The following is a 26,987-nucleotide window of genomic DNA, read 5'->3' on the forward strand; positions in this document are numbered from 1 at the left end:
ATGGCCAACACGGGCAGCGCACCGACGGCTCCACACGGCACCGACGGATCACACCATCCCGCCCGCACGGGCTGGACCGCGTTCGCCGCGGTCCTGATGATCTTCGGTGGTGCCATGGCGATCTTCCAGGGCATCGCGGCCATCGCCAAGGACGACGTGTTCGTCGCCACGCGCAATTACGTCTTCCAGTTCAACCTCACCGGCTGGGGCTGGATCCACCTCATCCTCGGAATCGTGATCGTCCTCGCCGGCTGCGCCCTGTTCACCGGGGCCTTCTGGGCCCGGGCGGTGGGCGTGTTCCTCGCCGGGCTCGGCGCACTGGCCAACTTCGCGTGGCTGCCGCACTATCCGCTGTGGTCCATCGTGCTGATCGCCATCGACGTCTTCATCATCTGGGCGCTCTGCACCGGCCCGGACCTCCGCGCGAAAGCCTGACGGGGCCTCACGGCTCCCTCAGCAGGACGAGTGTGTCGCCCGGAGCCGGCTCCGGGCGACCGCTCTGCGTGGCCGGGACGAGCCGCCCCTCAGGACGCACCAGGAACAGCAGGTGCTCCCCGGGTGTGAGCGGTCCGTCCGCCGGACGCGTCACCACCCGCGCCCCGGCCGCGTACTTCCGGGCGATCTCGGGCCGGGTGAGCCCGGGTCCGAACAGGGCGTCGCCACCGGTGTAGGGGGCGACCACACCCTGGCTCGCGGAGGGCGGGGCGAGCCGGCCGACCTCCCCCTCGACGCTCTCCCGGAGCGTGAGCGACGCCAGCGCGTTGAAGTCGTCCTCGCCGGTGAGCAGCAGCACCGAGGTGATCCCCTCCAGCTCCGCACCGGCCCCGGTGGCCGAGGCGAACAGCTCACCGGGCGCCAGTTCCAGCCCCGCGGCCCTGATCCGCGCGCGCTCCTCGTCCGCGCCCGCCCACATCAGCACGTCGAGCCCCGCCCCGCGCAGGGCGCCCGCGAGGTCCACCGCCCAGGGCGCCCCGCCCACCAGCAGCGGCCGGGACCGGGCCGGCCGCAGCACCCCGAGCCGCCGCGCCACCGGGAACGCGGTCAGGCCGTAGAGCGTCACCGTCGCCACGATCACCACGAAGGTCGCGGGCAGGATGCGCTCCGCACCGGCGATGTGGTGCCCGGCCAGCTCGGAGGAGAACGTGGAGGCGGTGGCGGCCGCGACGATGCCCCGGGGGGCCATCCAGCCGATGAACCACCGCTCCCGCCCGGGCACGTCCGTACCGGCCGCCGCGAGGTGGGCGATGAGCGGCCGGGTCACCAGGACGAGGAGGGCGGTCAGCGCCAGCGAGGGCAGCACCACGTGCCGCAGCGACGCCGGGGTGACCGTCGCCGAGATGGAGACGAAGAGCAGGCCGATGATCAGGGAGACCAGCGTCTCGAAGAACGGGCGGCGCGCGGGCAGATCCAGGCCGGGCAGGTTGGCCATGGCCATCCCCATCACGACCGCCGAGATCAGCCCCGTGTCGTCGCGCAGCGCGTCGCAGACCGCGGCCACCCCGACCACGGCGCCCAGCTGGAGCGAGGTCTCCAGTTCCTCGCTGAGCCGTACCCGCCGCAGCACCAGCCACAGCACCGCCGCACCGGCCGCGCCCGCCGCCACGCCCACCCCCGCGCTGGCCAGGAAGTGCCCGAGCCCGCTGCCGAACCCGGGCCGGCCGCCCGCCAGGACCCCGTGGAAGACGAGCGCCCCCAGAATGCCGCCGACCGGGTCGATCAGAGCGCCCTCCCAGACGAGGATGCGCCGCAACCGCTCCGTGGGCCGTACGAAGGCGAGCAGCGGCCCCACCACCGTCGGGCCCGACACGACGAGGATCGCCGCGAGCATGACCGCCGCCTGCGTCGACATGTCCAGCACCGGGACGGCGAAGAGCGCGGCGGACACCAGCGTCAGCAGCGCTCCCAGCCACAGCAGCCGGAGCACCACCCGCCGGTTGTGCCCCCTGAGCCGCTTCAGGTCCAGGCCGAGCCCGGCGTCGTACAGGATCACCGCCACCGCCAGCGACACCAGTGGCGAGAAGGCGGGTCCGAGCAGCCGCTCGGGATCGACGTCGTCGGTGAGCGCCCCGGCGATGAACCCGGCCGGCAGCAGCACGAGCAGCGCCGGCACCCGCAGCCGCCTCGCCAGCAACTGCGAACCGACCGCGAGCACCACGATCAGCCCGAGCCCCACGTACACCTGGTCCGCCGTCATCGACCCGCCTCCTCCGGCGCACCCGGCCGCCGGACACGACCCGCACAGCAGCGCGCGCGACCACCTTCCGCGCCGCCGCCCGGCCCGGCCGCGAGGGCTCGCGCCGAGGGGGTGCACCGGATGGCCGGGATCGCCCGGACGGGCTATCCGCTCACGCCCCCGCGCGCCCCTCGGCGGCGTCGAAGGCGGGCGCGAGCGGGGCCAGTGCCGCGCGGAGCAGGGCGGACGGTGAGCCGGCGGGCACGACCAGCCCTCCGGAGTCCGGAGTCGCTGTGTCGCCGGCCGGCTGGATCCAGCCTTCGAGCGCGATGCGGATCGCGGCGGCCACGCCGGCCGCCAGGACGCGTGCGGTCGGCGTCGGGGCGTCGTCCAGGCGCGCGGCGATCGCCGCGGTGAGCGGGGGCTCGACACCGGCGGTGGCGTCCAGGTAGGCGTCGCGCAGCGCCGGCCGGGTGGTGACGAGCAGCAGCGCCTCCCGGCCGCGCGCACCGGGGTCCGTGTACTGCTCGACCACCGCGTCGGTGACGGCGTCGGCCAGGCGGACGTCCGCCGGCCGGGCCGCGACGGCCGCCGCGACGCGCGCCTCCCGGTCGGCGGTGACGGCGGAGACGATCGCCTGCTCCCGGCTGGCGAAGTAGTTGTTGTAGGTGCGCGGCGAGACGCCGGCCGCCTCGGCGATGTCCTCGACCCGCACCCGGTCGGGTCCGTGCTCGATGGCCAGCCGCAGCGCCGCCTCGCGCAGCGCCTCGCGGGTGGCCCGCTTCTTGCGCTCCCGCAGTCCCGGTGGTGTCGTCACGGCGCCAGCGTTCCATAGAGGCTGCGTGCACGCAAACTTGCGTGCACGCAAGTTTCCTGGCAGCCTCGGCCCGACCCGGACGGACCGAGGAGAGGACGCCGCCATGCGGGCCAGAGGAATGACCTACGACACCGGATTCGTGTTGCACGGCCGCACATCCCGCGAGCGATTCGACCTCGCGGTGGTCCGGCGGGAACTCGCGATCATCCGCGACGACCTGCACTGCAACGCCGTCCAGATCATCGGCGGCGACCCGGACCGGCTGGAACAGGCCGCGGTCGCCGCCGCCGCACTCGGCCTGGAGGTCTGGTTCTCGCCCTACCCGCTGGAGCTGGAACCGGAGCAGATCCTCACGCTCTTCCGCGACTGCGCCGCGCGAGCGGAACGGCTCCGGCGGGAGGGCGCCGCGGTCGTGTTCGTCGCGGGCGTCGAGCTCAGCGTGATGAACCGGGGGTTCCTGCCGGGAGAGAGCCCCGAGGAACGGGTCGGGCAGCTGATGAGCCGCCCCGGACGACGGGCCGAGGCGATCCGTGAACTCGGTCTGCGCTTCAACGCGTTCCTCGGCGACGCCGTGGCCGCCGTCCGCGAGCACTACCGGGGCACCCTCACCTATGCGGCCATCCAGTTCGAGCAGGTCGACTGGGCGCCCTTCGACGTCGTGACGTACGAGCTGATCCGCTCCGCCGAGATCGCCGACCGGTTCCGCGAAGCGGTCCGCACCCTGGCCCGGGGGCCCAAGCCGCTCGCCGTCACCGGATTCGGCACCGCGGCCTACCGCGGCGCGGGGGACCGGGGCGGGCGGGTCCTCGCCGTGGTCGAGCACGACCCGGTCACCAAGGACCCCGTACGGCTGGACGGCGTCCACGAACGCGACGAGGCCGGCCAGGCCGCGTACCTGAGCGAGCTCCTGGAGGTCTTCGAGACCGAGGGTGTGGACAGCGCGTTCGTCTTCCTGTTCGCCCTGCCCGGCTACCCGCACCGCCCGGACGGCGACCCCAGGGACGACCTGGACCGGGCCGGACTGGGCATCGTCAAGCTCCTGGAAGGGCGCCGGGGGCGGACCTACCCCGACATGGAATGGGAGCCCAAGGCCGCCTTCGCCGCAGTGGCACAGCGGTACCGGGGGTGACCGGGGCCGCTACTCCCGCCTGTCGTCCCACGGCGTGCCCAGCCAGCTGTCGAACGAGACGATCAGCGCCGTCAGCGCCGCCGCCAGCCGCTGGTCGGTCCACTGGGCGTGTACGACGACCTCGCCGTCGGAATGGAACTCGAACGGGGTCTCACCCGCCGCCCGCCAGCGGATGCGCCGGGGCCCGCGCGGCACGTCGCCGCCGCCACTCACCAGGCTGCCCACGCCGATCGCCAGCCACAGCGGGAACAGCAGCCACCACACGTACCACCAGAAGATGCGGCCCTTGAGACCGACTGCCTCGGGGCAGCCGGTCTGGGTGACCGACCAGCGGGTGCGCAGGCCCTTGCCCGAGCACGCCTTCTCCCGGACGACGGTGCCCAGCACCTCCCCGTAACCACCCAGCACCTGGTACGCCGAAACCCCGTCACCGCACGACGAGGTGACGACCGTTGCCAGCCGGGAGCGGCGCTCCGGGTCGGCCCACAGGACGAAGGAGCGGGCCCCCGTCTTCCGGCCGGCGAGGTAGGCCGGTATGCCGCCCGGCGGCAGTTCCCGCTCCAGATGGGCCAGCACCCGCGACTCCCCGCCCGGCTCGTCGGTGACCTTGACGACATGGCTGAAGGGCGAGAGGGGAGCGGGCGCCGGCGCGCCCTTGCGCGGCTTCCTCCCCGTCGCGACGGGACTCACTTGCAGGACGGCGGCCACGTGCGCGCTCCTCCGGTGCGACGATCGGGAAGTCGAACACTAGCCCTACCGTCTGGGGGGTTATGCGGACGGGGCGCCGTCCAGCCGCCGGAACAGGCCCTCCTGAACCACCGACACCAGCAGATTGCCCGCCCGGTCGTAAATCCGGCCGCGCGCCAGACCCCGCCCGCCCGTCGCGACCGGCGACTCCTGGTCGTACAGGAACCACTCGTCCGCCCGGAACGGCCGGTGGAACCACATCGCGTGATCCAGGGAGGCCATGTCGAAGCCGCGCGGCCCCCACAGCGGCTCCACCGGGATGCGGACCGCGTCGAGGAGTGTCATGTCGCTCGCGTACGTCAACGCGCAGGTGTGCACCAGCGGATCGTCGCCCAGCGGCCCCACCGCACGCATCCACACCGCGCTGCGCGGGTCCGCGTCCTTGATCTCCTCGCGCGTCCAGCGCAGCCGGTCCACGTACCGGATGTCGAACGGCTGGCGCCGCGCCATCCGCTCCAGGGCCTCCGGCAGACCGCCCAGATGCTCCCGCACCTCCTCGGCGACCGTCGGCAGCTCCTCCGGGTCCGGCACCACCCGGGCCGCCGGCAGCTGGTGCTCGAAGCCGGCCTCCTCCGGGCGGTGGAACGACGCCGTCAGGTTGAAGATCGTCCGGCCCTGCTGCACGGCCGTCACCCGGCGGGTCGTGAACGACCTGCCGTCCCGGACGCGCTCCACGTCGTACACGATCGGCACCCCGGGACGCCCCGGCCGCAGGAAGTAGGCGTGCAGCGAGTGCACCGGCCGGTCCCCGTCCGTCGTGCGCCCGGCCGCCACCAGCGCCTGCCCCGCGACCTGGCCGCCGAAGACCCGCTGCAGGGACTCGTCGGGGCTCCGGCCCCGGAAGATGTTGACTTCGATCCGCTCCAGGTCGAGCAGGTCGACCAGGCGCTCGGCGGGGTTCGTCATGCCGTTCTTCTCCACTCTCACAACTGGCCCACGGACGTGACCCGCACGACCGCCCGGCCCTCCTCGTCCGACGCGGCGAGGTCGACCTCCGCGCTGATGCCCCAGTCGTGGTCGCCGTTCGGGTCGGCGAACGTCTGGCGGACCCGCCACACCCCGTGCGCCGCGTCCTCGTCGATCTTCAGCAGCTTCGGGCCGCGCGCGTCCGGACCGGTGCCCAGCTCCTCGTACTCGTCCCAGTACGCGTCCATCGCCTCGCCCCACGCGTCCTCGTCCCAGCCCGCGTCCGCGTCCAGCTCGCCCAGGTCGCGGACCCGGTCCAGCGCGGCCAGCTCCACCCGGCGGAACATCGCGTTGCGCACCAGCACCCGGAACGCGCGGGCGTTCGCCGTGACCGGCTTGACCTCGTCGGCCCGCTCCTGCGCCTGCTCGGCGGTCTCCACCTCGGGGTTGGCCAGCTGCTCCCACTCGTCCAGCAGACTGGAGTCCACCTGACGGACCATCTCGCCCAGCCAGGCGATCAGATCCTCCAGGTCCTCCGACTTGAGATCGTCCGGAATGGTGTGTTCCAGCGCCTTGTACGCGCTCGCCAGATACCGCAGCACGATGCCCTCGGTCCGCGCCAGCTCGTAGTTCGACGTGAACTCCGTGAACGTCATGGCCCGTTCGTACATGTCACGGATCACCGACTTCGGCGACACCGGGTGGTCGCCCACCCACGGGTGGCTGCGCCGGTAGACGTCGTACGCGTGCCACAGCAGCTCGCTCAGCGGCTTCGGGTACGTCACCTCCTGGAGCAGCTCCATCCGCTCCTCGTACTCGATGCCGTCGGCCTTCATCTGCCCGACCGCCTCACCGCGCGCCTTGTTCTGCTGCGCGGCCAGGATCTGGCGCGGATCGTCCAGCGTCGACTCGACCACCGAGACCATGTCCAGCGCGTACGACGGCGAGTCCGGGTCCAGCAGCTCGAACGCGGCCAGCGCGAACGTCGACAGCGGCTGGTTCAGCGCGAAGTCCTGCTGGAGATCGACGGTGAGCCGCACGATGCGTCCCTCCGCGTCCGGCTCGTCCAGCTGCTCCACCACACCGCCGTCCAGCAGCGACCGGTAGATCGCGATGGCCCGGCGGATGTGCCGCAGCTGCGCCCGGCGCGGCTCGTGGTTGTCCTCCAGCAGATGCCGCATCGCCTCGAACGCGTTGCCCGGACGGGCGATCACGGAGAGCAGCATCGTGTGCGTCACCCGGAACCGCGAGGTCAGCGGCTCCGGATCGGACTGGATCAGCTTGTCGAAGGTGGTCTCCGACCACGCCACGAAGCCCTCGGGGGCCTTCTTGCGGACGACCTTCCGCTTCTTCTTCGGGTCGTCACCCGCCTTCTTGACCGCCTTCTCGTTCTCGATGACGTGCTCGGGGGCCTGGGCGACCACGAAGCCCGCCGTGTCGAAGCCCGCCCGGCCCGCCCGGCCGGCGATCTGGTGGAACTCCCGCGCCCGCAGCGTCCGCACCCGGGTGCCGTCGTACTTGGTGAGTGCGGTGAACAGCACCGTGCGGATCGGTACGTTGACACCGACGCCCAGCGTGTCCGTACCGCAGATCACCTTCAGCAGACCCGCCTGCGCCAGCTTCTCCACCAGCCTGCGGTACTTGGGCAGCATGCCCGCGTGGTGCACACCGATCCCGTGGCGCACGTACCGCGAGAGGTTCTGGCCGAACTTGGTGGTGAAGCGGAAGTTGCCGATGAGATCGGCGATCTTCTCCTTCTCCTCCTTGGTGCACATGTTGATGCTCATCAGCGACTGCGCCCGCTCCACCGCCGCCGCCTGCGTGAAGTGCACGATGTACACCGGCGACTGCCGTGTCTCCAGGAGCTCCGTGAGCGTCTCGGTGATCGGCGTCAGCCGGTACTCGTAGCTCAGCGGTACGGGACGGGTCGCCGAGCGGATCACGGAGGTCGGGCGGCCGGTGCGCCGCGTCAGGTCCTCCTCGAACATCCGGACGTCGCCGAGCGTCGCCGACATCAGGACGAACTGCGCCTGCGGGAGTTCGAGCAACGGGATCTGCCACGCCCAGCCCCGGTCCGGCTCCGCGTAGAAGTGGAACTCGTCCATCACGACCTGGCCGATGTCCGCGTACTTCCCGTCACGCAGCGCGATGGAGGCCAGCACCTCGGCGGTGCAGCAGATCACCGGGGCGTCGGCGTTGACCGAGGCGTCCCCGGTCAGCATGCCGACGTTCTCCGTACCGAACAGCTTGCACAGGTCGAAGAACTTCTCCGAGACCAGCGCCTTGATCGGCGCGGTGTAGAAGGTGACCTTGTCCTGGGCCAGCGCCGTGAAGTGCGCACCCGCCGCGACCAGGCTCTTCCCGGACCCCGTCGGCGTGGAGAGGATGACGTTGGCCCCGGACACCACCTCGATCAGCGCCTCCTCCTGAGCCGGGTAGAGGGTGATCCCCTGCGTCTCGGTCCAGGACGAGAAAGCCTCGAAGAGAGCGTCGGGATCGTCGGTCGGGGGCAGCTGATCGATAAGGGTCACGCCCCCATCTTGCCTGTCTTCCGCCCCGATGAGGGAACCGGACGACGACCCGAAGATCACGGACGATACGCTTCCCACTCAACTCGGCCGCGCCGCACCGGCGGTGGCCGGATCTCGCGCCCGGGCACCCCCGGGCACACGCGGCGACACCTCTGGGGGCTCGGCAGTCATGATGGGACCGGCACACTCTCTGTCAGGGGCAGCGGCCTGGCTGGGGGTGGGTGCCGCGGCGGCGGCCACCGGCCACACCATGCCGTGGCCCGTCCTCGTCGTCGGGGCGCTGATCAGCGCGGGCGCCGCGCTCGCCCCCGACCTCGATCACAAGTCGGCGACCATCTCGCGGGCCTTCGGCCCCCTCTCACGTCTGGTGTGCGAGATCGTCGACAAGCTCTCGCACGCCGTCTACAAGGCCACCCGGATGCGGGGCGACTCCAACCGCAACGGGGGCCACCGCACCCTGACGCACACCTGGGTCTGGGCGGTCCTGACCGGGGCCGCCGCCTCCGCCCTCGCGATCACCGGCGGGCGGTGGGGGGTCCTCGCCATCCTCTTCGTCCACCTGGTCCTCGCCGTCGAAGGGCTGCTCTGGCGAGCCGCCCGGGTCTCCAGCGATGTCCTGGTGTGGCTGCTCGGCGCGACCAGCGCCTGGATTCTCGCCGGCATCCTCGACAAGCCGGGCAACGGCGCCGACTGGCTGTTCACCGACCCCGGCCAGGAATACCTGTGGCTCGGGCTGCCGATCGTGCTCGGCGCCCTGGTCCACGACATCGGCGACGCGCTGACCGTCTCGGGCTGCCCGATCCTGTGGCCGATCCCGCTGGGCCGCAAGCGCTGGTACCCGATCGGTCCGCCGCAGTTCATGCGCTTCAAGGCCGGCAGCTGGGTGGAGGTCAAGGTGCTGATGCCGGTCTTCATGATCCTCGGCGGCGTGGGCGCGGCCTTCGCGATGAACGTCTTCTGAACCGTGCGGGGGCCGGCGAACCGGCCCCGCGCACCCGTCAGCCGTGCCAGGAGCGCCAGAGCGCGGCATACGCCCCGTCCGCCGCCACCAGCTCGTCATGGCTGCCCAGCTCGGTGATCCGGCCCTGCTCGACCACGGCGATCACGTCCGCGTCGTGCGCGGTGTGCAGCCGGTGCGCGATGGCCACCACCGTGCGGCCCTCCAGCACCCGGGCGAGCGACCGCTCCAGGTTGCGGGCCGCCCGGGGGTCGAGCAGCGAGGTCGCCTCGTCCAGGACCAGCGTGTGCGGATCGGCCAGGACCAGCCGGGCGAGCGCGATCTGCTGGGCCTGCGCCGGGGTGATCACCAGGCCCCCCGAGCCGATCTCCGCGTCGAGCCCCTGCTCCAGGGCCCGCGCCCACCCGTCCGCGTCGACCGCGGCGAGCGAGGCCCACAGCTCCGCGTCCTCCGCGTCCGTACGGGCCAGCCGCAGGTTGTCCCGCAGTGAACCGACGAACACATGGTGCTCCTGGTTGACCAGCGCCACATGCGACCGCACCCGCTCCGTCACCATCCGCGAAAGACGCGCACCGCCGAGCGTGATCTCGCCGTCCCGGGGCTCGTAGATGCCCGCGAGCAGCCGGCCCAGCGTCGACTTGCCCGCACCAGACGGGCCGACCAGCGCCAGCCGCGTACCCGGCGCCACGTCCAGCGACACCCGGTGCAGCACGTCGACCCCGTCCACGTACCCGAAGCGCACCTCGTCGGCGCGCACATCCCGGCCGTCCGGGGACACCGAGGCGTCACCCGCGTCCGGCTCGATCTCCCGGACGCCCACCAGCCGCGCCAGCGACACCTGGGCCACCTGCAACTCGTCGTACCAGCGCAGGATCAGACCGATCGGGTCCACCATCATCTGGGCGAGCAGCGCACCGGTGGTGAGCTGCCCGACGGTCATCCACCCCTCGATGACGAACCAGCCGCCCAGCAGCAGGACCGCGCCCAGAATCGTCGCGTACGTGATGTTGACGACCGGGAACAGCACCGTCCGCAGGAAGAGCGTGTACCGTTCCCACGCCGTCCACTGCTTCACCCGCAGGTCCGACAGCGCGACCCGGCGGGCCCCCAGCCGGTGCGCCTCCACGGTCCGCCCCGCGTCCACGGTCTCCGCCAGCGCCGCGGCGACCGCCGCGTAACCGGCGGCCTCCGAGCGGTACGCCGCCGGACCCCGGCGGAAGTACCAGCGGCAGCCGACGAGCAGCACCGGCAGCGCCACGACCACGGCCAGGGCCAGCGGGGGAGCGGTGACGGTGAGGGCGGCGACCAGCAGACCCACCCACACCACGCCGATCGTCAGCTGCGGAACGGCCTCGCGCATCGCGTTGGCCAGCCGGTCGATGTCCGTGGTGATCCGGGACAGCAGATCACCCGTCCCGGCCCGCTCCAGCACGCCCGGAGGCAGCCGCACCGCGCGGACGAGGAAGTCCTCGCGGAGGTCGGCGAGCATCTCCTCGCCCAGCATGGCGCTGCGCAGCCGCATCAACCGGGTGGCCACCGTCTGCACCACGAGGGCGCACGCGAAAACGGCCGCGGTGCGTTCCAGGTGCAGGTCCTCGGCCCCGTCGGACAGGTCCTCCACGAGCCCGCCGAGCAGATACGGGCCGACGATGGACGCGATCACCGCGAACGTGTTGAGCAGGGTGACCACGACGAACGGCTTGCGGTGGCGCCGCATCAGCTCCAGTACGTACGCCCGTACGGTCGCGGGCCGGCCGACCGGGAGGGTGATGGCCGTCTCCGGGGCCGCCGGGTCGTAGGCGGGGGGTACGTGGGCCGGTGCGGCGGCGCCGGTCATTGCCTGGCCTTTCATGCCCGTTCCTCGATTTCCTGGTGTGCTTCCTGGTGTGCGGCGCTCTCGTCGTCGGTCTCGCGGGTGACGACGGTGCGGTAGCGCTCCTCGGTGCGCAGCAGCTCGCGGTGCGTGCCGACCGCCACCACCGTGCCGCCGTGCACCAGCGCCACCCGGTCGGCCAGGTCGAGGAGCAGGGGCGACGAGGAGAACACGACGGTCGTACGGTCCTCGCGCAGCGCCTTGACGCCCGCCGCGACCCGGGCCTCGGTGTGCGAGTCGACCGCCGAGGTGGGCTCGTCCAGGACGAGCGTGTCCGGGTCGGTGAGCAGCGACCGGGCCAGGGCGAGCCGTTGACGCTGACCGCCGGACAGGGACCGGCCGCGCTCGGTGATCCGGGTGTCCAGCGGCTCGCAGCCCCGCTCGGGGGACGCCTGCGCCAGCGCGGCCAGTACGTCGTCGCACTGCGCGGCGGACAGGGCGGCCGCGGCCTCCACCTGCCCGGACGACGGCACGTCCAGCAGTTCGCGCAGGGTGCCCGAGAGCAGCACGGGGTCCTTGTCCTGGACGAGCACGGCGGTCCGTGCCGCCCCCGGTTCCAGTTCGTCCAGGGGCACGCCGCCCAGCAGGACGGAGGGCGGCTCGGGGGCGTCGGAGTCCGGTGCCTCGGGCTGGGCGTGTCCGCCGAGGCGTTCCGCCAGCCGGCCCGCCTCGTCCGGGTCGCCGCAGACGACCGCGGTGAAGCGGCCCTGCGGGGCCAGCAGCCCGGTGACCGGGTCGTACAGGTCGCCGGACGGGATCGTGTCGACGGTGGCCGGGCGGGTGTTCCGGCTCAGCGACAGCACGCGTACGGCGCGCTGCGCGGAGGGGCGGGAGAAGGAGTACGCCATCGCGATCTCCTCGAAGTTCCGCAGCGGGAACAGGGCCAGGGTGACCGCGCTGTACACCGTCACCAGCTGGCCCACCTCGATCCTGCCGTCACGGGCCAGCGAAGCCCCGTGGACGACCAGGGCGAGCAGCAGGACTCCGGGCAGCAACACCTGGACCGCTGAGATCAGGGACCACATCCGGGCGCTGTGCACCGCGGCCTCGCGGACCTCCTGCGAGGCGCGCCGGTAGCGGTCCAGGAACAGCTCCTCGCCGCCGATGCCGCGCAGGACCCGCAGCCCGGCCACGGTGTCCGAGGCGAGCTCGGTGGCCCGGCCGCCCTTCTCGCGCTGCACGTCCGCCCGCCGGGTGGCGCGCGGCAGCAACGGCAGGACGGACAGGGCGAGGAACGGCATGGCGATCGCCATGAGAACGCCGAGCGACGGAAGGTAGAGGACGAGCCCCACGCTGATGACGACGAGGATCGTGGCGGCGGCCAGGAAGCGCGAGAGCGCCTCGACGAACCATCCGATCTTCTCGACGTCGCCTGTTGATACGGCGACCACTTCCCCTGCCGCGACCCTGCGCGTCAGCAGCGAGCCCAGCTCGGCGGTCTTGCGGGCCAGCAGCTGCTGGATCCGGGCGGCGGCGGTGATCCAGTTGGTGACGGCGGCCCGGTGGAGCATGGCGTCGCCCACCGCGGTCAGCACGCCCAGCAGCGCGGTCAGCCCGCAGGCCAGCGCGAGCCTTCCGCCCGACCGGTCCACGACCGCCTGGACGGCAAGCCCCACCGCCAGTGGGTATCCCGCGATCGAACAGTGGTGCACCAGCCCCCAGAACAAGGACTTGAGCTGCCCGCGGATCTGATTGCGGCCCAGCCACAGCAGGAAGCGGGGGCCTGAACGGACGTCGGGATCACCGGGGTCCGAGAACGGAAGATCGCGAATGTGCATGACATCCCAAAGGATCGGAAGAGGCAGGGCTCGCGAGGCGCCGCGAAAGCGCTTCGGGGCAGCACGGAGTCGCCCACGGAGTACGCGGGCAGGGGAACCGGACCGCGCAAGCCTCGCCTCTCACCGGGATCGCGGCAAACGGTTTTACGCGGCGCGGGTAAAGATTCGGCACGCTTTCCCCGGGGCCGCCCGGGGGTGGCCGACGGCGTACATCGCCAGGTGCGAGCATGGACGGATGCGTATAGCCGGTGCGGTTCGAATGGTGGCCTCGGCGGCCGCCTGTGGTGTCCTGCTCACGACCCTGACGTCCTGCGGAGACGGACAGGACACGAGGAAGGGCGCCGCCGCCGAGCGGTCGGCCGCCGGGAAGGGCAGCACGAAGGCGCCCGTCAAGGACCTGAAGCGCATCCCCGATGTGGGTGACCGGCTCCAGTCGAAGATCCCCGCCGAATCCCGCCAGGTCGTCGCCGTCTACGGCGAGGGCAAGGACTCCGCGGACTCCACCGTCGTGCTCTACACCAAGTCAGGCTCCACCTGGGACAAGACCGCTTCCTGGAAGGGCCACAACGGCAAGAAGGGCTGGACGCCCGACCACCACGAGAACGACAACCGCAGCCCCGTCGGCGTCTACACCCTCAGCGACGCGGCCGGTGTCCTGCCCGACCCGGGCGCCCGCCTCCCGTACACGCAGACCGCCTCGATCCAGGCCCCGCACTACTGGGCCAAGTCTCACTGGCACGACTTCGACTACGTCATCGCCATCGACTACAACCGGGTCAAGGGCACCCCGCCCAACGACCCGACGCGCCCGCAGGGACAGACCAAGGGCGGCAGCATCTGGCTGCACATGGACCACGGCAGCGGCACCTCGGCCTGCGTGAGCGTCTCCAAGGAGGCCATGGAGAAGCTGCTGCGCACCCTCGACCCGAAGCAGCACCCGGTCGTCGTCATGGGCGATCGGGCCAGCCTCCGCGCCTGACCCGCGCCGCTCGGGCGGGTCAGGCGCGGCCGGGACGGATCAGGCGGGGCCCGGGCGGGTCGCCCACTCCAGCTCCATCAGAGCCGAGTGGTACGAGCGGCCCGTCGCCCGGTCCATGCCGATCTCGCACATCCGGTTGGCCGAGAGATACGACTCGTACTCCCGGGACCGCACCTCGGCGGCCTCCTTGGCGGTCGCGGACGCCGTCAGCTCCTGGTGCAGCATCCCGCGGTCGCCCGCGAAGCCGCAGCACGCGGCGTCGTCGGGCATGACGGTCTCGTCAGCGCACGCATCGGCGACCGCGTGCAGCCGGTCGACATCGTCCAGATGCTCCATGGAACACGTCGGGTGCAGCACGGCCGAACGGGACTTGCGCACCACGGTCAGCTCCGGAAGCAGCTCGTCCGCCGCCCAGACCAGGGAGTCGACCACGGTCAGCTCACGGTGCAGCGCCCGGTTGTCCTCGGTGAGATACGGGACCACCTCGTGGGCGATCCCCAGCGTGCACGAGGAGGCGTCGACCACCAGCGGCAGCTTTCCGCCGGCCGTCCAGCCCCAGGCCGCCTCCACGATCCGGTTGGCCATCACGGCGTTGCCGGAGTCGTAGCCCTTGGAGTGCCAGATGGTGGCGCAGCAGGTGCCGTTGACGTCGTCCGGGATCCAGACGGGCTTTCCCGCCCGGGCCGACACGGCCACCACGGCCTGCGGCAGCGACGGGCCGCGATGACTGTCCGGGCTGCCGAAGATGCGGTTGACACAGGCCGGGTAGTACACCGCGCTCGCTCCCGTCCTGGAGGTGCGCGGCAGCTTGCGGGGCGCGGCGCCGGGGATCTCCGGAAGCCACTCGGGGACCAGATCGCGGCTCACCGCCCGGCGGGCGAGCCGGGTGACCCCTTGCAGCAGCCGGTCGTCGATCCGGCTCGCCGCGGCGACCGCGAGCCGTGCGGCCGTCTCCGCCGTACGGAAGTGCTTGGCGGTGAGCGCGGCGATCCGCTCCTCGCGCGGAGAGTGCCGCTGGTGGCGGAGGTTCTTCATCATGGCGCCCGTGTCGATGCCGACCGGGCAGGCCAGCTTGCAGGTGGAGTCACCGGCGCAGGTGTCCACGGCGTCGTAGCCGTAGGCGTCGACCAGGCCCGTCTCGACCGGCGAACCGTCGGGCTGGCGCATCATCTCGCGGCGCAGCACGATGCGCTGACGCGGTGAGGTCGTCAGGTCGTGGCTGGGGCAGGTCGGTTCGCAGAAGCCGCACTCGATGCAGGGGTCGGCGATGGCCTCGACCTTCGGGATGGTCTTCAGCCCGCGCAGATGCGCCTTCGGGTCGCGGTCGAGGACGATCCGCGGCGCCAGGATCCCGTCGGGGTCGATGACCTGCTTCGTACGCCACATCAGTTCGGTGGCCCGCGGGCCCCATTCCAGTTCGAGGAAGGGGGCGATGTTGCGGCCCGTCGCGTGCTCCGCCTTGAGCGATCCGTCGAACCGCTCGACCGTCAGCCGGCAGAAGTCCGCCATGAAGGCGGCGTACCGGTCGACGTCGGAGGGCCGCGCCGCGTCGAAGGCGAGCAGGAAGTGCAGGTTGCCGTGGGCGGCGTGACCGGCGACGGCGGCGTCGAAGCCGTGCTCGGCCTGGAGGGCGAGCAGCGCCTCGCAGGCGTCGGCCAGCCGGGAGGGCGGGACCGCGAAGTCCTCGGTGATCAGCGTCGTACCCGAGGGGCGGGAGCCGCCGACCGCGGTGACGAACGCCTTGCGGGCCTTCCAGTAACCGGAGATGGTGCGGGCGTCCCGGGTGAACTCGTTGGTCACCGAGGTGACGGGCCGGACCAGCTCCAGCCGCCGCACCACATCGGCCGCCGCCCGCTCGTACGCCTCCTGGCCCGCGTCGTCCGGGGCCCGGAACTCCACCAGCAGCGCGGTGGTCTCCTTCGGCAGCCCGGCCCAGTCGGCCGGGACCCCCTGCACGCTCACGGAGGCGCGCAGCGTGTTGCCGTCCATCAGCTCGACGGCGATGGCCCCCGCCTCGTTGAACAGCGGGACGGCAGCGGCCGCCGCGGTCAGCGAGGGGAAGAACAGCAGCGCCGTGGAGATCCGGCGGTCCAGCGGCAGGGTGTCGAAGACGACCTCGGAGATGAAGCCGAAGGTTCCCTCGGAGCCGACCATGAGGCCGCGCAGGATCTCCACCGGGGTCGAGCCGTCGAGGAACGCGTCCAGCCGGTAGCCGTTGGTGTTCTTGATCTCGTACTTGGCGCGGATACGGGCCGTGAGCGCCGCGTCCGCCTCGATCTCCGCCTTCAGCGCCAGCAGCCCTTCGCACAGCTGCGGCTCGGCCCTGGCCAGATCCTCGTCGGCCGCCGGGTCGGCGGTGTCCACGACGGTGCCGCTCGGCAGCACGAAGGTGAGCGAGGAGACGGTCCGGTACGAATTGCGGGTGGTGCCCGCGGTCATGCCCGAGGCGTTGTTGGCGACGACTCCGCCGATCGTGCACGCGATGGCGCTGGCCGGGTCCGGGCCCAGCAGCCTGCCGTACCGGGCGAGGGAGGCGTTGGCCCGTACGATCGTCGTCCCCGGGCGGATACGGGCGCGGGCGCCGTCGTCCAGGACCTCGATGCCGGACCAGTTCCGCCGGACGTCGACGAGGATGTCCTCGCCCTGGGCCTGGCCGTTGAGGCTGGTGCCGGCGGCGCGGAAGACCACGTTGCGGCCCTTGCCGTGCGCGTACGACAGGATCGCGGAGATGTCGTCCAGGTCCTCGGGGACGACGACCACCTGGGGCACGAAGCGGTACGGGCTGGCGTCCGAGGCGTACTTCACCAGGTCGGAGACCTTCCAGAGCACCTTGTCCGCGCCGAGCAGGGCGGTGAGCTCGGTGCGCAGCGTCTCCGGAGTGCCCTGCGCCTGCGCGTCGGGCACGCGGTCGTGGGAGGGCGGGCGCACCGCCGCGGGGCGCAGCGTGTCGGGGTCGGGCTCCAGTAGCGGCATCGTCGTTCTCCTCGGCGGCTCGTCGGTCCGGCGGCTCGGCGCCGCGTCCCGTGACCGGTCAGCAGCGGCGCTCCGGCATTCCGTCGACCAGGGCGGTCAGCAGGCCGCCGAGCACCTCGCGCTGGCCTGCGGTCAATGGAGCAAGGATCTCCTCCGCGGCCGCCCGGCGCGCGTCGCGCAGCGAGCGGAGCGTGGCGATGCCCTCGTCCGTGATCTCGATACGGACCACCCTACGACTGTCCGGATCGGGGACACGGCGCACCCTGCCGCTCGCCTCCAGGGCGTCGACCAGCGTGGTCACGGCGCGGGGGACCACGTCGAGGCGCTGCGCGAGATCCGCCATCCGGGGCGGTCCGTCGTAGTGGGCGACGGTGCGCAGCAGCCGGAACTGCGCGGGCGTGATGCCGATCGGCTCCAGCTGGCGGCCCTGGATGCGCTGGAGCCTGCGGGTGAGCCGCAGCAGCTGTTCGGCGAGCATGCCGTCGGGGTCGGGGGAATCCATGGGAGGAACAATATCAGGACGTGGTTCATTGTGAATAGGGGTAACAATGAGCTATGCTCTCATTCTGCTCGGCTGTCACGGTCGCGATCCCCGCGTCCGGGCGGCCCCGCCCCGTTCCATTGCCGCGCGCCCGACGAAGGAGCCCATGAAGCCCGACGAACCCACGTGGACACCCCCGCCCAAGGACGCCGCCCAGCCGCCCGCCGAGCTGCGCCGCATCCTGCGCCTCTTCCATCCGTACCGCGGCCGCCTCGCGGTGGTCGGACTGCTCGTCGGCGCCTCGTCGCTGGTGTCGGTCGCCTCGCCGTTCCTGCTGCGCGAGATCCTGGACACCGCCCTCCCGCAGGGCCGGACCGGGCTGCTGACGCTGCTCGCCCTCGGCATGATCCTCACCGCCGTGATGAACAGCGTCTTCGGCGTGCTCCAGACCCTCATCTCCACCACCGTCGGCCAGCGCGTCATGCACGACCTCCGCACCGCCGTCTACACCCAGCTGCAGCGGATGCCGCTCGCCTTCTTCACCCGGACCCGTACGGGTGAGGTCCAGTCCCGGATCGCCAACGACATCGGGGGCATGCAGGCCACCGTGACCTCGACGGCGACCTCGCTCGTCTCCAACCTCACCGCGGTGATCGCCACCGTCGTCGCCATGCTCGCGCTCGACTGGCGGCTCACCGTCGTCTCGCTGCTCCTGCTGCCCGTCTTCGTGTGGATCAGCCGCCGGGTCGGCCGCGAGCGCAAGAAGATCACCACCCAGCGCCAGAAGCAGATGGCCGCCATGGCCGCGACCGTCACCGAGTCGCTGTCCGTCAGCGGCATCCTGCTCGGCCGCACGATGGGCCGCTCCGACTCGCTCACCCAGAGCTTCTCCGAGGAGTCCGAGCGGCTGGTCGACCTCGAAGTGCGCTCCAGCATGGCCGGACGCTGGCGGATGTCCACGATCGGCATCGTCATGGCCGCCATGCCGGCCGTCATCTACTGGGCCGCCGGCCTGGCCCTCCAGTCCGGCGGACCCGCCGTCTCGATCGGCACCCTGGTCGCCTTCGTCTCCCTCCAGCAGGGCCTTTTCCGCCCCGCCGTGAGCCTGCTCTCCACCGGGGTGCAGATGCAGACGTCCCTCGCGCTGTTCCAGCGGATCTTCGAATACCTCGACCTCACCGTGGACATCACGGAACCGGAGAATCCGGTGCGCCTGGAGAAGATCCGCGGCGAGGTCCGCTTCGAGAACGTCGACTTCAGCTACGACGAGAAGAGCGGCCCGACCCTCAGCGGCGTCGATGTCACCGTGCCCGCCGGGGCCGGACTGGCCGTCGTCGGCCCCACCGGATCCGGCAAGTCCACCCTCAGCTACCTGGTGCCCCGGCTGTACGACGTGACCGGCGGCCGGGTGACGCTCGACGGCATCGACGTGCGCGACCTCGACTTCGACACCCTCGCCCGAGCGGTCGGCGTCGTCTCGCAGGAGACGTACCTCTTCCACGCGTCGGTCGCCGAGAACCTGCGCTTCGCGAAGCCCGACGCCACCGACGAGGAGATCGAGGCGGCGGCCCGCGCCGCGCAGATCCACGACCACATCTCCTCGCTCCCCGACGGCTACGACACCCTCGTCGGCGAACGCGGATACCGCTTCTCCGGCGGCGAGAAGCAGCGTCTGGCCATCGCGCGCACCATCCTGCGCGACCCGCCGGTGCTGATCCTGGACGAGGCCACGAGCGCGCTGGACACCCGTACCGAATTCGCCGTGCAGGAAGCCATCGACGCACTCTCCGCCGGACGCACCACGATCACCATCGCCCACCGGCTCTCCACCGTCCGCGACGCCGACCAGATCGTCGTCCTCGACGGCGGCCGCACGGCGGAACGCGGCACCCACGAGGAACTGCTCCGGCTCGACGGACGGTACGCGGCGCTGGTCCGCCGGGACACGGAGATGGCCCCCGTGGCGGGCTGACCGGGGGCAGGCCGCCGGGCATGGCGTCCCCGGGCCCGGGACCGACGCGGGTTAGCGTGCCCGCATGGCGCACGAGACCCCGGATACGCAGCCCCCGGTCACCCCGCCCCGCCGCCGCACGCGCCTGACCAGGCGCGGCCGCCTGACCCTGTTCATCGGCTCCCTGCTCGTCCTCGTCGTGGCCGCGGCGGTATGCGTCCCCCTGCTCACACGGGAACCGAAGTCCGAGGAAACGGCCCGCACGCTGGTGATCCCCGAGGGGCGCCGGGCGACCCAGGTCTACGAGGCCGTCGACCAGGCCCTCGGCGTACCCGCCGGCACGACCGCCGCGGCAGCGCCGACGTCGGACCTGCCGCTCCCGCCCGCGGCCAAGGGGAACCCCGAGGGCTACCTCTTCCCGGCGACGTATCCGGTCACCTCCGCGACCACCCCGAAGAGCCTGCTGCGCTACATGACCGACACGGCGGGCCGGCACTTCGGCGCCGACCACATCACGGCGGGCGCCCGCCGCAACGACGTGACCGTGTACCAGACGGTGACCATCGCCAGCATCGTCCAGGCCGAGGCGGACACCGAGGCGGACATGGGCAAGGTCGCCCGCGTCATCCACAACCGCCTGGACCGGGGCATGCCGCTCCAGATGGACTCGACCCTCAACTACGCCTTGAACCGCAGCACCCTGGACACCACCACCGGCGACACCAAGCTCGCCAGCCCCTACAACAGCTACGCCCACAAGGGCCTCCCGCCCACGCCCATCGGCAATCCGGGCGAACAGGCGATGACCGCCGCGATCACCCCCACCCCGGGCCCCTGGCTGTACTTCGTGACGGTGGCCCCGGGCGACACCCGCTTCACGGACGACTACGCGGAACAGCAGCGGAACGTGGCGGAGTTCAACCGGAGCCGTGGCGGAGGGGGATGAGGGGGCGCCCCGGCCTCAGACGCACGCGGGCACTTCTGCGGGTGCCGTAGCCGTCCCCTCCCGCAGCAGCGCGACGATCTCGCGCACGGCGGCGCGCCCGGCACGGTTGGCGCCGATCGTGCTGGCGGAGGGGCCGTAGCCGACGAGATGGACGCGCGGGTCCCGTACGGCCCGGGTGCCCTCGACCCGGATGCCGCCGCCGTGCTCCCGCAGCCGCAGCGGGGCGAGATGGTCGATGGCCGCGCGGAAGCCGGTGGCCCAGAGGATGACGTCCGCCTCGATGTGGCGCCCGTCGTCCCAGGCGACACCGGAGGGCGTGATCCGGTCGAACATGGGGAGCCGGTCCAGCACCCCGGCCTCGCGGGCGCGCCGGATGGCGTCGTTGACGGGCAGCCCGGTCACGCTCACCACGCTCTGCGGCGGCAGCCCGCGCCGCACCCGCTCCTCCACCAGGGCGACGGCGGCCCGCCCCTGGTCCGCCCCGAAGGGCCCGTCCCGGAAGACCGGCGGCCGGCGCGTGACCCAGTGGGTCTCCGCCGCCACCTCGGCGATCTCCATCAGATGCTGCGTACCGGAGGCACCGCCGCCGACGACGACCACCCGCTGGCCGGCGAACTCGGCCGGGCCCGGGTAGCCGGCCGTGTGCAACTGCCGCCCCCGGAACGTCTCCTGCCCCGGGTAGCGCGGCCAGAAGGGCCGGTCCCAGGTCCCGGTCGCGTTGATCAGGGCGCGCGTCGCGTACGTACCCTCGGAGGTCTCGACCAGCAGCCGGCCGCCCTCGCCCTCACGCACGGCGCCGACGTCGACCGGCCGGTGCACGCGCAGCCCGAAGGCGCTCTCGTAGTCGTCGAAGTAGGCGCCGATGACCTCGGACGAGGGCCGCTCCTCGTCCGCACCGGTCAGCTCCATGCCCGGCAGCGCGTGCATGCCGTGCACCTTGCCGTACGTCAGCGAAGGCCACCGGAACTGCCATGCGCCTCCCGGGGCCGGCGCATGGTCGAGGACCACGAAGTCGCGGTCCGGCTCCAGACCGCCGCGCCGCAAGTGGTATGCGGCGGAGAGCCCCGCCTGCCCGGCGCCGACCACCACGACGTCCACCGACCGCATCGCCAAATCGTTCACGCTTCTACCAACTACGGCGGCCCCGAGGAACTTCCCGCGCGCCGTCGCTCAACGTTTCCGGCCCCGGCCCACGGCAGGATGGGGCCCATGCCTTCTGCCTTCACCACCAAGGTCCTGCACCTCACGACGGGCTCGACGGAGACCGTCACCGACCTGACGTCGGAGTGCGAACAGTTCCTCGCCCGCGCGGCCTCCGGCCGCGACGGCCTGCTCAACCTCTTCGTCCCGCACGCCACCGCCGGAATCGCGGTCCTGGAGACCGGCGCGGGCAGCGACGACGACCTCCTCTCCGCCCTCCACACCCTGCTCCCGGCCGACGACCGCTGGCAACACCGCCACGGCCACCCCGGCCACGGCCGCGACCACGTGGTCCCGGCCCTGATCCCCCCACACGCGACCCTTCCGGTGATCGCTGGCCACCTGGAACTGGGCACGTGGCAGTCGGTGTGCCTGGTCGACACGAACAGGAGCAATACCAACCGTCAGGTCAGGTTGTCGTTCCTGGGGGGCTCGGACGACGCCTGACTGTGTGGGTGAAGTCCTTCGTATGGGAGAAGGTCCTCCGTGTGTGCGGGCGGACATGGACCGGGGCCCCTCGTAACTGCGAGGAGCCCCGGTCCACCATTCACTTCAGGTCATCGCCTCATGGGTAGGCGACCACATTGCTGGGAGTGGTGTTCGAGGCGGTCACCGCCCCCGTGTCGTTGATGACGTGGGTGATGGTGCCCACGCCGCCGAGTGAGACCGTCAGGGCGTTGTGGAACTTCACGCCGGGGGTGTTGGGCACTTCGAAGGCGTGGTAGCTGTTCACCGCGGGGTTGACGTTGAAGTAGCAGTAGCTTCCGAGTCCCCACGCCTCGTGGGTGGTGACGCCCGCGCCCACCTTGTAAGCGGCATATCCGTTGACCCCTGCCGCACTCATCCACGCGCCCTGATTGGGCACGTCGTACGGCATCTCGTTCTGGAAGAAGATCGTCTTGCCGTTCTGGCCGTTCCAGACGACTTCGTGCTTCTGGTAGTGCTCGACGAAGAGACCGGTTGCCAGAACGCTGCTGCCGTTGACGATCACGCCGGTGTCCGCCGTGTTGGTCGTCCAGCCGAAGCTTCCTGCCTTGCCGTGGTCGGCCCGCCATGCCCAGATATGGTCGATGATCACGTTGTTGCTGTTGACGATCAGGCTGGTCGTTGCCTTGCCGGCGATCTGGCCACCGATCCGGAAGAACACGTCCTGGATGGTCGTCGGATTGCCCGCGTGGCTCGCGGACGATCCGGACGGGCCGACGGTCAGCAGCGCCGCCGAATTGGTGGTTCCTGCGTCGATCAGCAGGCCCTTGAGACGGACTCCGTCCACGTCGGCGACCTGGATCGCGTTGACGCCGTTGTCCGGGACGAAGGTCGGGTAGCCGATGCCCAGGACGACCGTGTTGGGCCGGGTGATGTTCAGGGTCTGGTTCAGGTGGTAGACGCCCGGCGTGACGAACAGGTTGCAGCCCTGAGAAAGGGCGTTGTTGATGGTCGAGGCAGTGTCGCCGGCCTTGACCACGTAGAACTGGCTCATCGGCTGAGAGGTGCCGGGAGTGCTGCCGTTCGCCCAGCTCGCCCCCGATGCGTTGGTGCGCAGCGACGGAAGGAACACCCGGTATTTTCCGGCGCCGTCGACGTACAGATACGGCACGTCACGGGAGACCGGGGTGGTGGCCAAGGTGGTCTCGGGCGGGTTGGGGAAGGTGTTCGCGGGAGCACCGGTGGTGCCGGAGAAGACCATGTTCCACACGCCGCCGGCCCAGCTGCCCAGGTTGCTGTCCCGGGTGTACCACTGCTGCTGCGAGATGGACGCCGCCTGGCCGCTGACTTTGGTGTCGGCGATGTAGCCGCCGCTCGCCCAGCCGTAGCTGGCCGGGTAGAGCTGCAGGTCGCCGCGGACGTCGATCCGGCGGAACGGGGCCGCCTGGGCCACGGCCCAGCGGTTCCCACCCACCGGATTGATGGCCAGATTCTCGGCCGAGCGCCAGAAGTTCTGCGTCGCGTTGCCGGCGTCCGAGGCGTTGAAGGCGTCCACGGTGACGTGTCCGTTGATCGTCACGTCGCCCGGATTCTGCCCGAGACCCGCCACCGAGGTGTAGTAGCCGACATTGTCGTCGACGGCGTACGTACCCGGCTTGAAGAGCTGTGCCACCCGGTTCTCGCTGAACTGCGCGGAGGCGGTGTCCTTCATCTGGGCGAACTGCGCGTCGAGCTGTGCCTGAATGGTGGCACTGGACATGCTCGGGTCGTAGATGTGCACGTTCGGGCCAAAGTTCGGCGTGTCCGACTGGGTGGGGCAGCTTGCCGACGCGCCGATCGTGTACGTCGCGCTGGCGACCGCGGAGTCGGCGAGTCCGGACTTGATGGCGATGGCCTTGATGGTGGTGGTGGCCGTGACGCTGATCGGCCCGCTGTACGGAGTGGACGCCGCGGTAGGGGTGGAGCCGTCACGCGTGTAGCGGATGCTCGCGCCCGCGGTCGCGTCGGCGAGTGTCACGCTCTGGGCCGATGCGTAGGTGCCCCCTGCGGGAGTGAAGGTGGGGGTGGCGACAGTGCCGGTTCCACCACCGCCCTGGGTGTACGTGAAGTGGGGTGTGTCGTACTGCGGCCCGCTCTTCTCGTAGGTGAACCAGTACTCCAGTACGGTTCCGTTGGCGAGCGAGCCGACGGTCTGAGTCCACGTGCCCGCACTGTTGGTCATACGGACGTTCTGTTGGTTGGCGCTGTTGACCAGGTAGTGCACGTCGACGTAGACCGCGGACGTGGTCGGAGTGAACGAGATCTGAGCCTGCGTGGGGCTCAACCGAGTGACGCTCTGGGTGTAGTCGGGCGCGGCTGCCGAGGCGGGAGCCGCGCTCTGATCGAGGCCGAGCAGTCCGACGAGCGCGAGTACGAGGGCACTCAGTAGAGCGATGACGCGGTGCTTCGGACTGTTCAGGGGTCTCATGCGGCCGGGCGGGACGGTTGTGCGCATGGGGGGAGTCCTTTCACCTGGTTTCGTGAAGTGAACACCGGATCAACGCTGCGGAGGACGGGGTGCAGACGGTCTCGACACTGTGCGGGCATCGCCTTGCCACCTCTGTGGACCTTTGAATGAACCTCTTGAGAACGCTCTCAATCTACGGATGAGCGAGGTGCTGGCCCCGTCAAGGCAGTGTTGGGTGGCAAAGGTGAACCGTCAAGAAGATGCACAAGCTTCAAGCCTTGAACGCTTACTGCGCGTCGAGACGCATCCGAGTTACGCCCGGAGAGATGGGCTCGCGAGTTGTCGCACCTGGCCTCTGGGATCGAACCCCCTGGATTCGAGTCCTGCGTGGAAGGTGCTCTTCCGGGCTGACGTGCTCCAGCCATACGCCCGAGGTGCTGCGGCGTACGGTGCGGTTCGGGTGAAAAACGGCCGGCGCGGGGAGAACTTTCCGCAGGGCATGAAGGCGGACGGTGACGGGCGATACCTGCGGCGGGGTGACGAGCCGACGACGTGGGGAGAGAGCCCCATGGCCGACTTTTGCGCGCTGTGCCCGCTTGAGCCGCAGTGCGCCCCCGCACGGTGTTGACGTTGGAGGGGCTCGGTGCGTGGTGACATCCGGATGGGCTGAGGTTGCCTCAACGGAGTTCGGTGGACACGAATGTGGACAACGCGGAGCGGCAGGTGCGGTTGAGCTTCCTGCCGTGACCGGCACACTTGGACGCACTGTTCATATGTGGACTGAGCGTCTAGTCTGAGGCGTACGCCGAGTGACGGGAAGCCGGGATCGCCCATGACCAACGAACAGCTTTCGGGTGTCGACACCGCCGTCCTCCTCGACCGGACCGGCCGGCGTTACCCCCTGGACGACGCGCGCTGGCGGGGCGACGACGGGGGGCCGCTTGCTGTCAGTGCGCTGCCGGGGCTGCGGCCGGAGCAGGTCGATACCGCCGAGCGGTCCCTCTGGCGTTACCGGGCCGCCCTTCCCGTGCCGGCCGGTCGGCGGGTGAGTCTCGGTGAAGGCTGTACGCCGATGATCCCGGTCGACTGGCGCGGGCGGCGGGTCCACTTCAAGTTGGAGTGGTTCAATCCGACCTCCAGCTTCAAGGACCGGGGGGTGTCCGTGATGGTCTCCCACCTCGTGGCGCAGGGCGTCGACCGGGTGCTGGAGGACAGTTCGGGGAACGGCGGTTCCGCGGTGGCCGCCTACGCCGCCGCGGCCGGGATCCGCGCCAAGATCATCGTCCCCGCCGGTACCTCGGCGGCCAAGATCCTCCAGGTCCGGGCGTACGGAGCCGAGATCGAACTCGTGGAAGGCACCCGCGACGAGGTGTCGGAAGAGGCGGTCCGGCAGTCGGAGCGGATTCCGTATGCCAGCCACAACTGGCACCCCATGTTCATCCAGGGCACCAAGACCGTCGCCTACGAGATGTGGGAGTCCCTGGGCTTCACCGCGCCCGACAACGTGGTCCTCGTGGCCGGGGCCGGCAGCAACGTCATCGGGTGCGACCTCGCGTTCGGTGAGCTGCTCGAAGCCGGACAGATCGACCGGCTCCCGCGCCTCTTCGTCGGGCAGCCCGAGCACTGGGCGACCATCGCCGACACGTTCAACGGCATCGCCCCGGGTTCGCGCGGCGAGCGGGTGCCGACGATCGCCGAGGGCGCGTCCATCGCCCGCCCGGTCCGGCTGCCCGAGGCCATAGAAGCCATCCGCCGCTCCGGCGGAGCCGCGTACGCCGTTCCCGAGGCCGAGATCCACACCGCGGTACGCGCCCTGAGCGCGCGCGGGCTGTACGCCGAGCCGACCAGCAGTGTCGCCGCGGCGACCCTCGACCACTTCGTCGCGTCCGGCGAGATCGCACCGGACGAGACCACCGTCGTCGTGCTCACCGGCGCGGGGCTCAAGTCCGCCGAGAAGATGGCCGCGGTCTTCGACGGCCCCGGGAGCGACGTACGGGAAGCGGGCGGCGCGCGATGACCGGGCCCACCGGCGATCCGGACGACGAGCACCTCGTACGGGAGGCCGAGCGCATCGCCGTCGCCGTCGGGCGCATGTTCCCCGGGCTGTGCGAGGTCGTCCTGCACGACCTGCGCCGGCCCGACCACGCCATCCGGGTGATCGAGAACAACCTCTCCGGACGGCAGGTCGGCGACCCCGCCACCGAACTGGGCCTGCGCCGCATCGCCGACCCCGACTACCCCGGCGTCGTCCAGAACTACAGCAACCGGTTCCCGGACGGTCGCCCCGCCAAGAGCACATCGATCGGCATCAAGAACGCGGAGGGGCGCTATGTCGCGGCCCTCTGCCTGAATCTGGACGTCAGCACGCTCTCGCCGCTGGCCCTGACCCTGGCCAACCTCGTGGCCACGGATGTCCAGCACCAGGGCGAGGCCCTGGAGACGCTGCGCGACCGCGGTGGCCGCGAACTCCGTTCGGTCATCGACGCGTTCGCGGCGGACCGCTCCAGCACGCCGCGCGGCCTCAACCGCGAACAGAAGCGCGAACTGGTCCGGCGGCTGCACCGCGACGGGTTCTTCGAGACCCGCAGCTCCGCGCAGCTCATCGCCGGCCAATTGGGCGTTTCGCGGGCGACCGTCTACAACTACACGAAGTAGCCGTGCCGACCAGCAAGG

At 71.2% G+C, this 26,987-nt stretch carries 19 protein-coding genes and 2 pseudogenes; 9 read left to right on the top strand and 12 right to left on the bottom strand.

The window, feature by feature from the left end:
* Nucleotides 1-435, top strand: a complete 435-nt coding sequence (locus ACFZAT_RS22840; protein ID WP_391266363.1) for a hypothetical protein — start codon at nt 1-3, stop codon at nt 433-435.
* Between the two features lie 7 nt (nt 436-442).
* On the opposite strand, the gene ACFZAT_RS22845 is transcribed toward ACFZAT_RS22840, so the two are convergent.
* On the bottom strand, nt 443-2,194 hold the full coding sequence (locus tag ACFZAT_RS22845; RefSeq protein WP_391266364.1) for a cation:proton antiporter: 1,752 nt from the start codon (nt 2,192-2,194) through the stop codon (nt 443-445).
* A 151-nt stretch (nt 2,195-2,345) separates the two neighbouring features.
* Complete coding sequence (locus ACFZAT_RS22850; RefSeq protein WP_391266365.1) at nt 2,346-2,990, bottom strand: TetR family transcriptional regulator; 645 nt, start codon at nt 2,988-2,990, stop codon at nt 2,346-2,348.
* Nucleotides 2,991-3,093: 103 nt separating this feature from the next.
* Here ACFZAT_RS22850 and ACFZAT_RS22855 point away from each other — a divergent pair, with 103 nt between their 5' ends.
* Nucleotides 3,094-4,119, top strand: coding sequence for a hypothetical protein (locus ACFZAT_RS22855; RefSeq protein WP_391266366.1), 1,026 nt, complete (start codon nt 3,094-3,096; stop codon nt 4,117-4,119).
* 9 nt (nt 4,120-4,128) lie between these two features.
* Here the strand turns inward: ACFZAT_RS22855 and ACFZAT_RS22860 are convergent, their stop codons facing one another.
* From ACFZAT_RS22860 to ACFZAT_RS22870, 3 genes are read right to left on the bottom strand one after another with little or no spacing between them, the layout of a single operon-like run.
* Nucleotides 4,129-4,827 (bottom strand): hypothetical protein, encoded by a 699-nt coding sequence (locus tag ACFZAT_RS22860; RefSeq protein ID WP_391266368.1) that lies wholly within the window; start codon nt 4,825-4,827, stop codon nt 4,129-4,131.
* Between the two features lie 60 nt (nt 4,828-4,887).
* Nucleotides 4,888-5,772: an acyl-CoA thioesterase domain-containing protein gene (locus ACFZAT_RS22865; RefSeq protein ID WP_391266369.1), complete on the bottom strand. Its 885-nt coding sequence runs from the start codon at nt 5,770-5,772 to the stop codon at nt 4,888-4,890.
* Between the two features lie 17 nt (nt 5,773-5,789).
* Nucleotides 5,790-8,303 (bottom strand): DEAD/DEAH box helicase, encoded by a 2,514-nt coding sequence (locus tag ACFZAT_RS22870; RefSeq protein WP_383305731.1) that lies wholly within the window; start codon nt 8,301-8,303, stop codon nt 5,790-5,792.
* A gap of 169 nt (nt 8,304-8,472) precedes the next feature.
* Here ACFZAT_RS22870 and ACFZAT_RS22875 point away from each other — a divergent pair, with 169 nt between their 5' ends.
* Nucleotides 8,473-9,264, top strand: coding sequence for a metal-dependent hydrolase (locus ACFZAT_RS22875; protein WP_391266371.1), 792 nt, complete (start codon nt 8,473-8,475; stop codon nt 9,262-9,264).
* A gap of 37 nt (nt 9,265-9,301) precedes the next feature.
* Here ACFZAT_RS22875 and ACFZAT_RS22880 read toward each other — a convergent pair whose 3' ends face one another.
* Both ACFZAT_RS22880 and ACFZAT_RS22885 read right to left on the bottom strand, forming a co-directional pair.
* Nucleotides 9,302-11,098 (bottom strand): ABC transporter transmembrane domain-containing protein, encoded by a 1,797-nt coding sequence (locus ACFZAT_RS22880; protein ID WP_391266617.1) that lies wholly within the window; start codon nt 11,096-11,098, stop codon nt 9,302-9,304.
* A gap of 11 nt (nt 11,099-11,109) precedes the next feature.
* A complete protein-coding gene (locus tag ACFZAT_RS22885; protein ID WP_391266373.1) occupies nt 11,110-12,912 on the bottom strand; it encodes an ABC transporter transmembrane domain-containing protein in 1,803 nt (600 codons plus the stop codon).
* 259 nt (nt 12,913-13,171) lie between these two features.
* Here ACFZAT_RS22885 and ACFZAT_RS22890 point away from each other — a divergent pair, with 259 nt between their 5' ends.
* Nucleotides 13,172-13,891 (top strand): L,D-transpeptidase family protein, encoded by a 720-nt coding sequence (locus ACFZAT_RS22890; protein WP_391266619.1) that lies wholly within the window; start codon nt 13,172-13,174, stop codon nt 13,889-13,891.
* Between the two features lie 39 nt (nt 13,892-13,930).
* Here the strand turns inward: ACFZAT_RS22890 and ACFZAT_RS22895 are convergent, their stop codons facing one another.
* Nucleotides 13,931-16,864: an FAD-linked oxidase C-terminal domain-containing protein gene (locus tag ACFZAT_RS22895; protein ID WP_391266374.1), complete on the bottom strand. Its 2,934-nt coding sequence runs from the start codon at nt 16,862-16,864 to the stop codon at nt 13,931-13,933.
* Nucleotides 16,865-16,922: 58 nt separating this feature from the next.
* Nucleotides 16,923-17,366: a MarR family winged helix-turn-helix transcriptional regulator gene (locus ACFZAT_RS22900; protein ID WP_073968897.1), complete on the bottom strand. Its 444-nt coding sequence runs from the start codon at nt 17,364-17,366 to the stop codon at nt 16,923-16,925.
* A 145-nt stretch (nt 17,367-17,511) separates the two neighbouring features.
* Between ACFZAT_RS22900 and ACFZAT_RS22905 the strand changes: the two genes are divergently transcribed.
* A complete protein-coding gene (locus ACFZAT_RS22905; RefSeq protein WP_391266375.1) occupies nt 17,512-19,317 on the top strand; it encodes an ABC transporter transmembrane domain-containing protein in 1,806 nt (601 codons plus the stop codon).
* Nucleotides 19,318-19,381: 64 nt separating this feature from the next.
* Nucleotides 19,382-20,242, top strand: a complete 861-nt coding sequence (gene mltG / locus ACFZAT_RS22910; protein ID WP_391266376.1) for an endolytic transglycosylase MltG — start codon at nt 19,382-19,384, stop codon at nt 20,240-20,242.
* A 15-nt stretch (nt 20,243-20,257) separates the two neighbouring features.
* On the opposite strand, the pseudogene ACFZAT_RS22915 reads toward mltG, so the two are convergent.
* Nucleotides 20,258-21,367, bottom strand: a pseudogene (locus ACFZAT_RS22915) (NAD(P)-binding domain-containing protein); the annotation flags it as partial.
* Between the two features lie 84 nt (nt 21,368-21,451).
* Here ACFZAT_RS22915 and ACFZAT_RS22920 point away from each other — a divergent pair.
* A complete protein-coding gene (locus ACFZAT_RS22920; protein ID WP_391266378.1) occupies nt 21,452-21,889 on the top strand; it encodes a YjbQ family protein in 438 nt (145 codons plus the stop codon).
* A 118-nt stretch (nt 21,890-22,007) separates the two neighbouring features.
* On the opposite strand, the gene ACFZAT_RS22925 is transcribed toward ACFZAT_RS22920, so the two are convergent.
* Together ACFZAT_RS22925 and ACFZAT_RS22930 are read right to left on the bottom strand one after the other, a co-directional pair.
* Nucleotides 22,008-23,885 carry a chitobiase/beta-hexosaminidase C-terminal domain-containing protein gene (locus ACFZAT_RS22925; protein ID WP_391266620.1) on the bottom strand — a complete coding sequence of 626 codons (1,878 nt, stop codon included), beginning with the start codon at nt 23,883-23,885 and terminating at the stop codon, nt 22,008-22,010.
* Between the two features lie 108 nt (nt 23,886-23,993).
* A pseudogene (locus ACFZAT_RS22930) lies at nt 23,994-24,362 on the bottom strand (hypothetical protein); the annotation flags it as partial.
* A 784-nt stretch (nt 24,363-25,146) separates the two neighbouring features.
* Here ACFZAT_RS22930 and ACFZAT_RS22935 point away from each other — a divergent pair.
* Together ACFZAT_RS22935 and ACFZAT_RS22940 are read left to right on the top strand one after the other, a co-directional pair.
* Nucleotides 25,147-26,331 (top strand): pyridoxal-phosphate dependent enzyme, encoded by a 1,185-nt coding sequence (locus ACFZAT_RS22935; RefSeq protein WP_391266379.1) that lies wholly within the window; start codon nt 25,147-25,149, stop codon nt 26,329-26,331.
* Nucleotides 26,328-26,969 carry a PAS domain-containing protein gene (locus ACFZAT_RS22940; protein ID WP_391266380.1) on the top strand — a complete coding sequence of 214 codons (642 nt, stop codon included), beginning with the start codon at nt 26,328-26,330 and terminating at the stop codon, nt 26,967-26,969. Before ACFZAT_RS22935 ends, ACFZAT_RS22940 begins: the two co-directional genes overlap by 4 nt.
* Nucleotides 26,970-26,987 lie beyond the last annotated feature (18 nt).

Origin of the sequence: Streptomyces sp. NPDC008163, from assembly GCF_042956885.1 — a bacterium.
GTDB classification, from domain to species: Bacteria; Actinomycetota; Actinomycetes; order Streptomycetales; family Streptomycetaceae; genus Streptomyces; species Streptomyces drozdowiczii_A.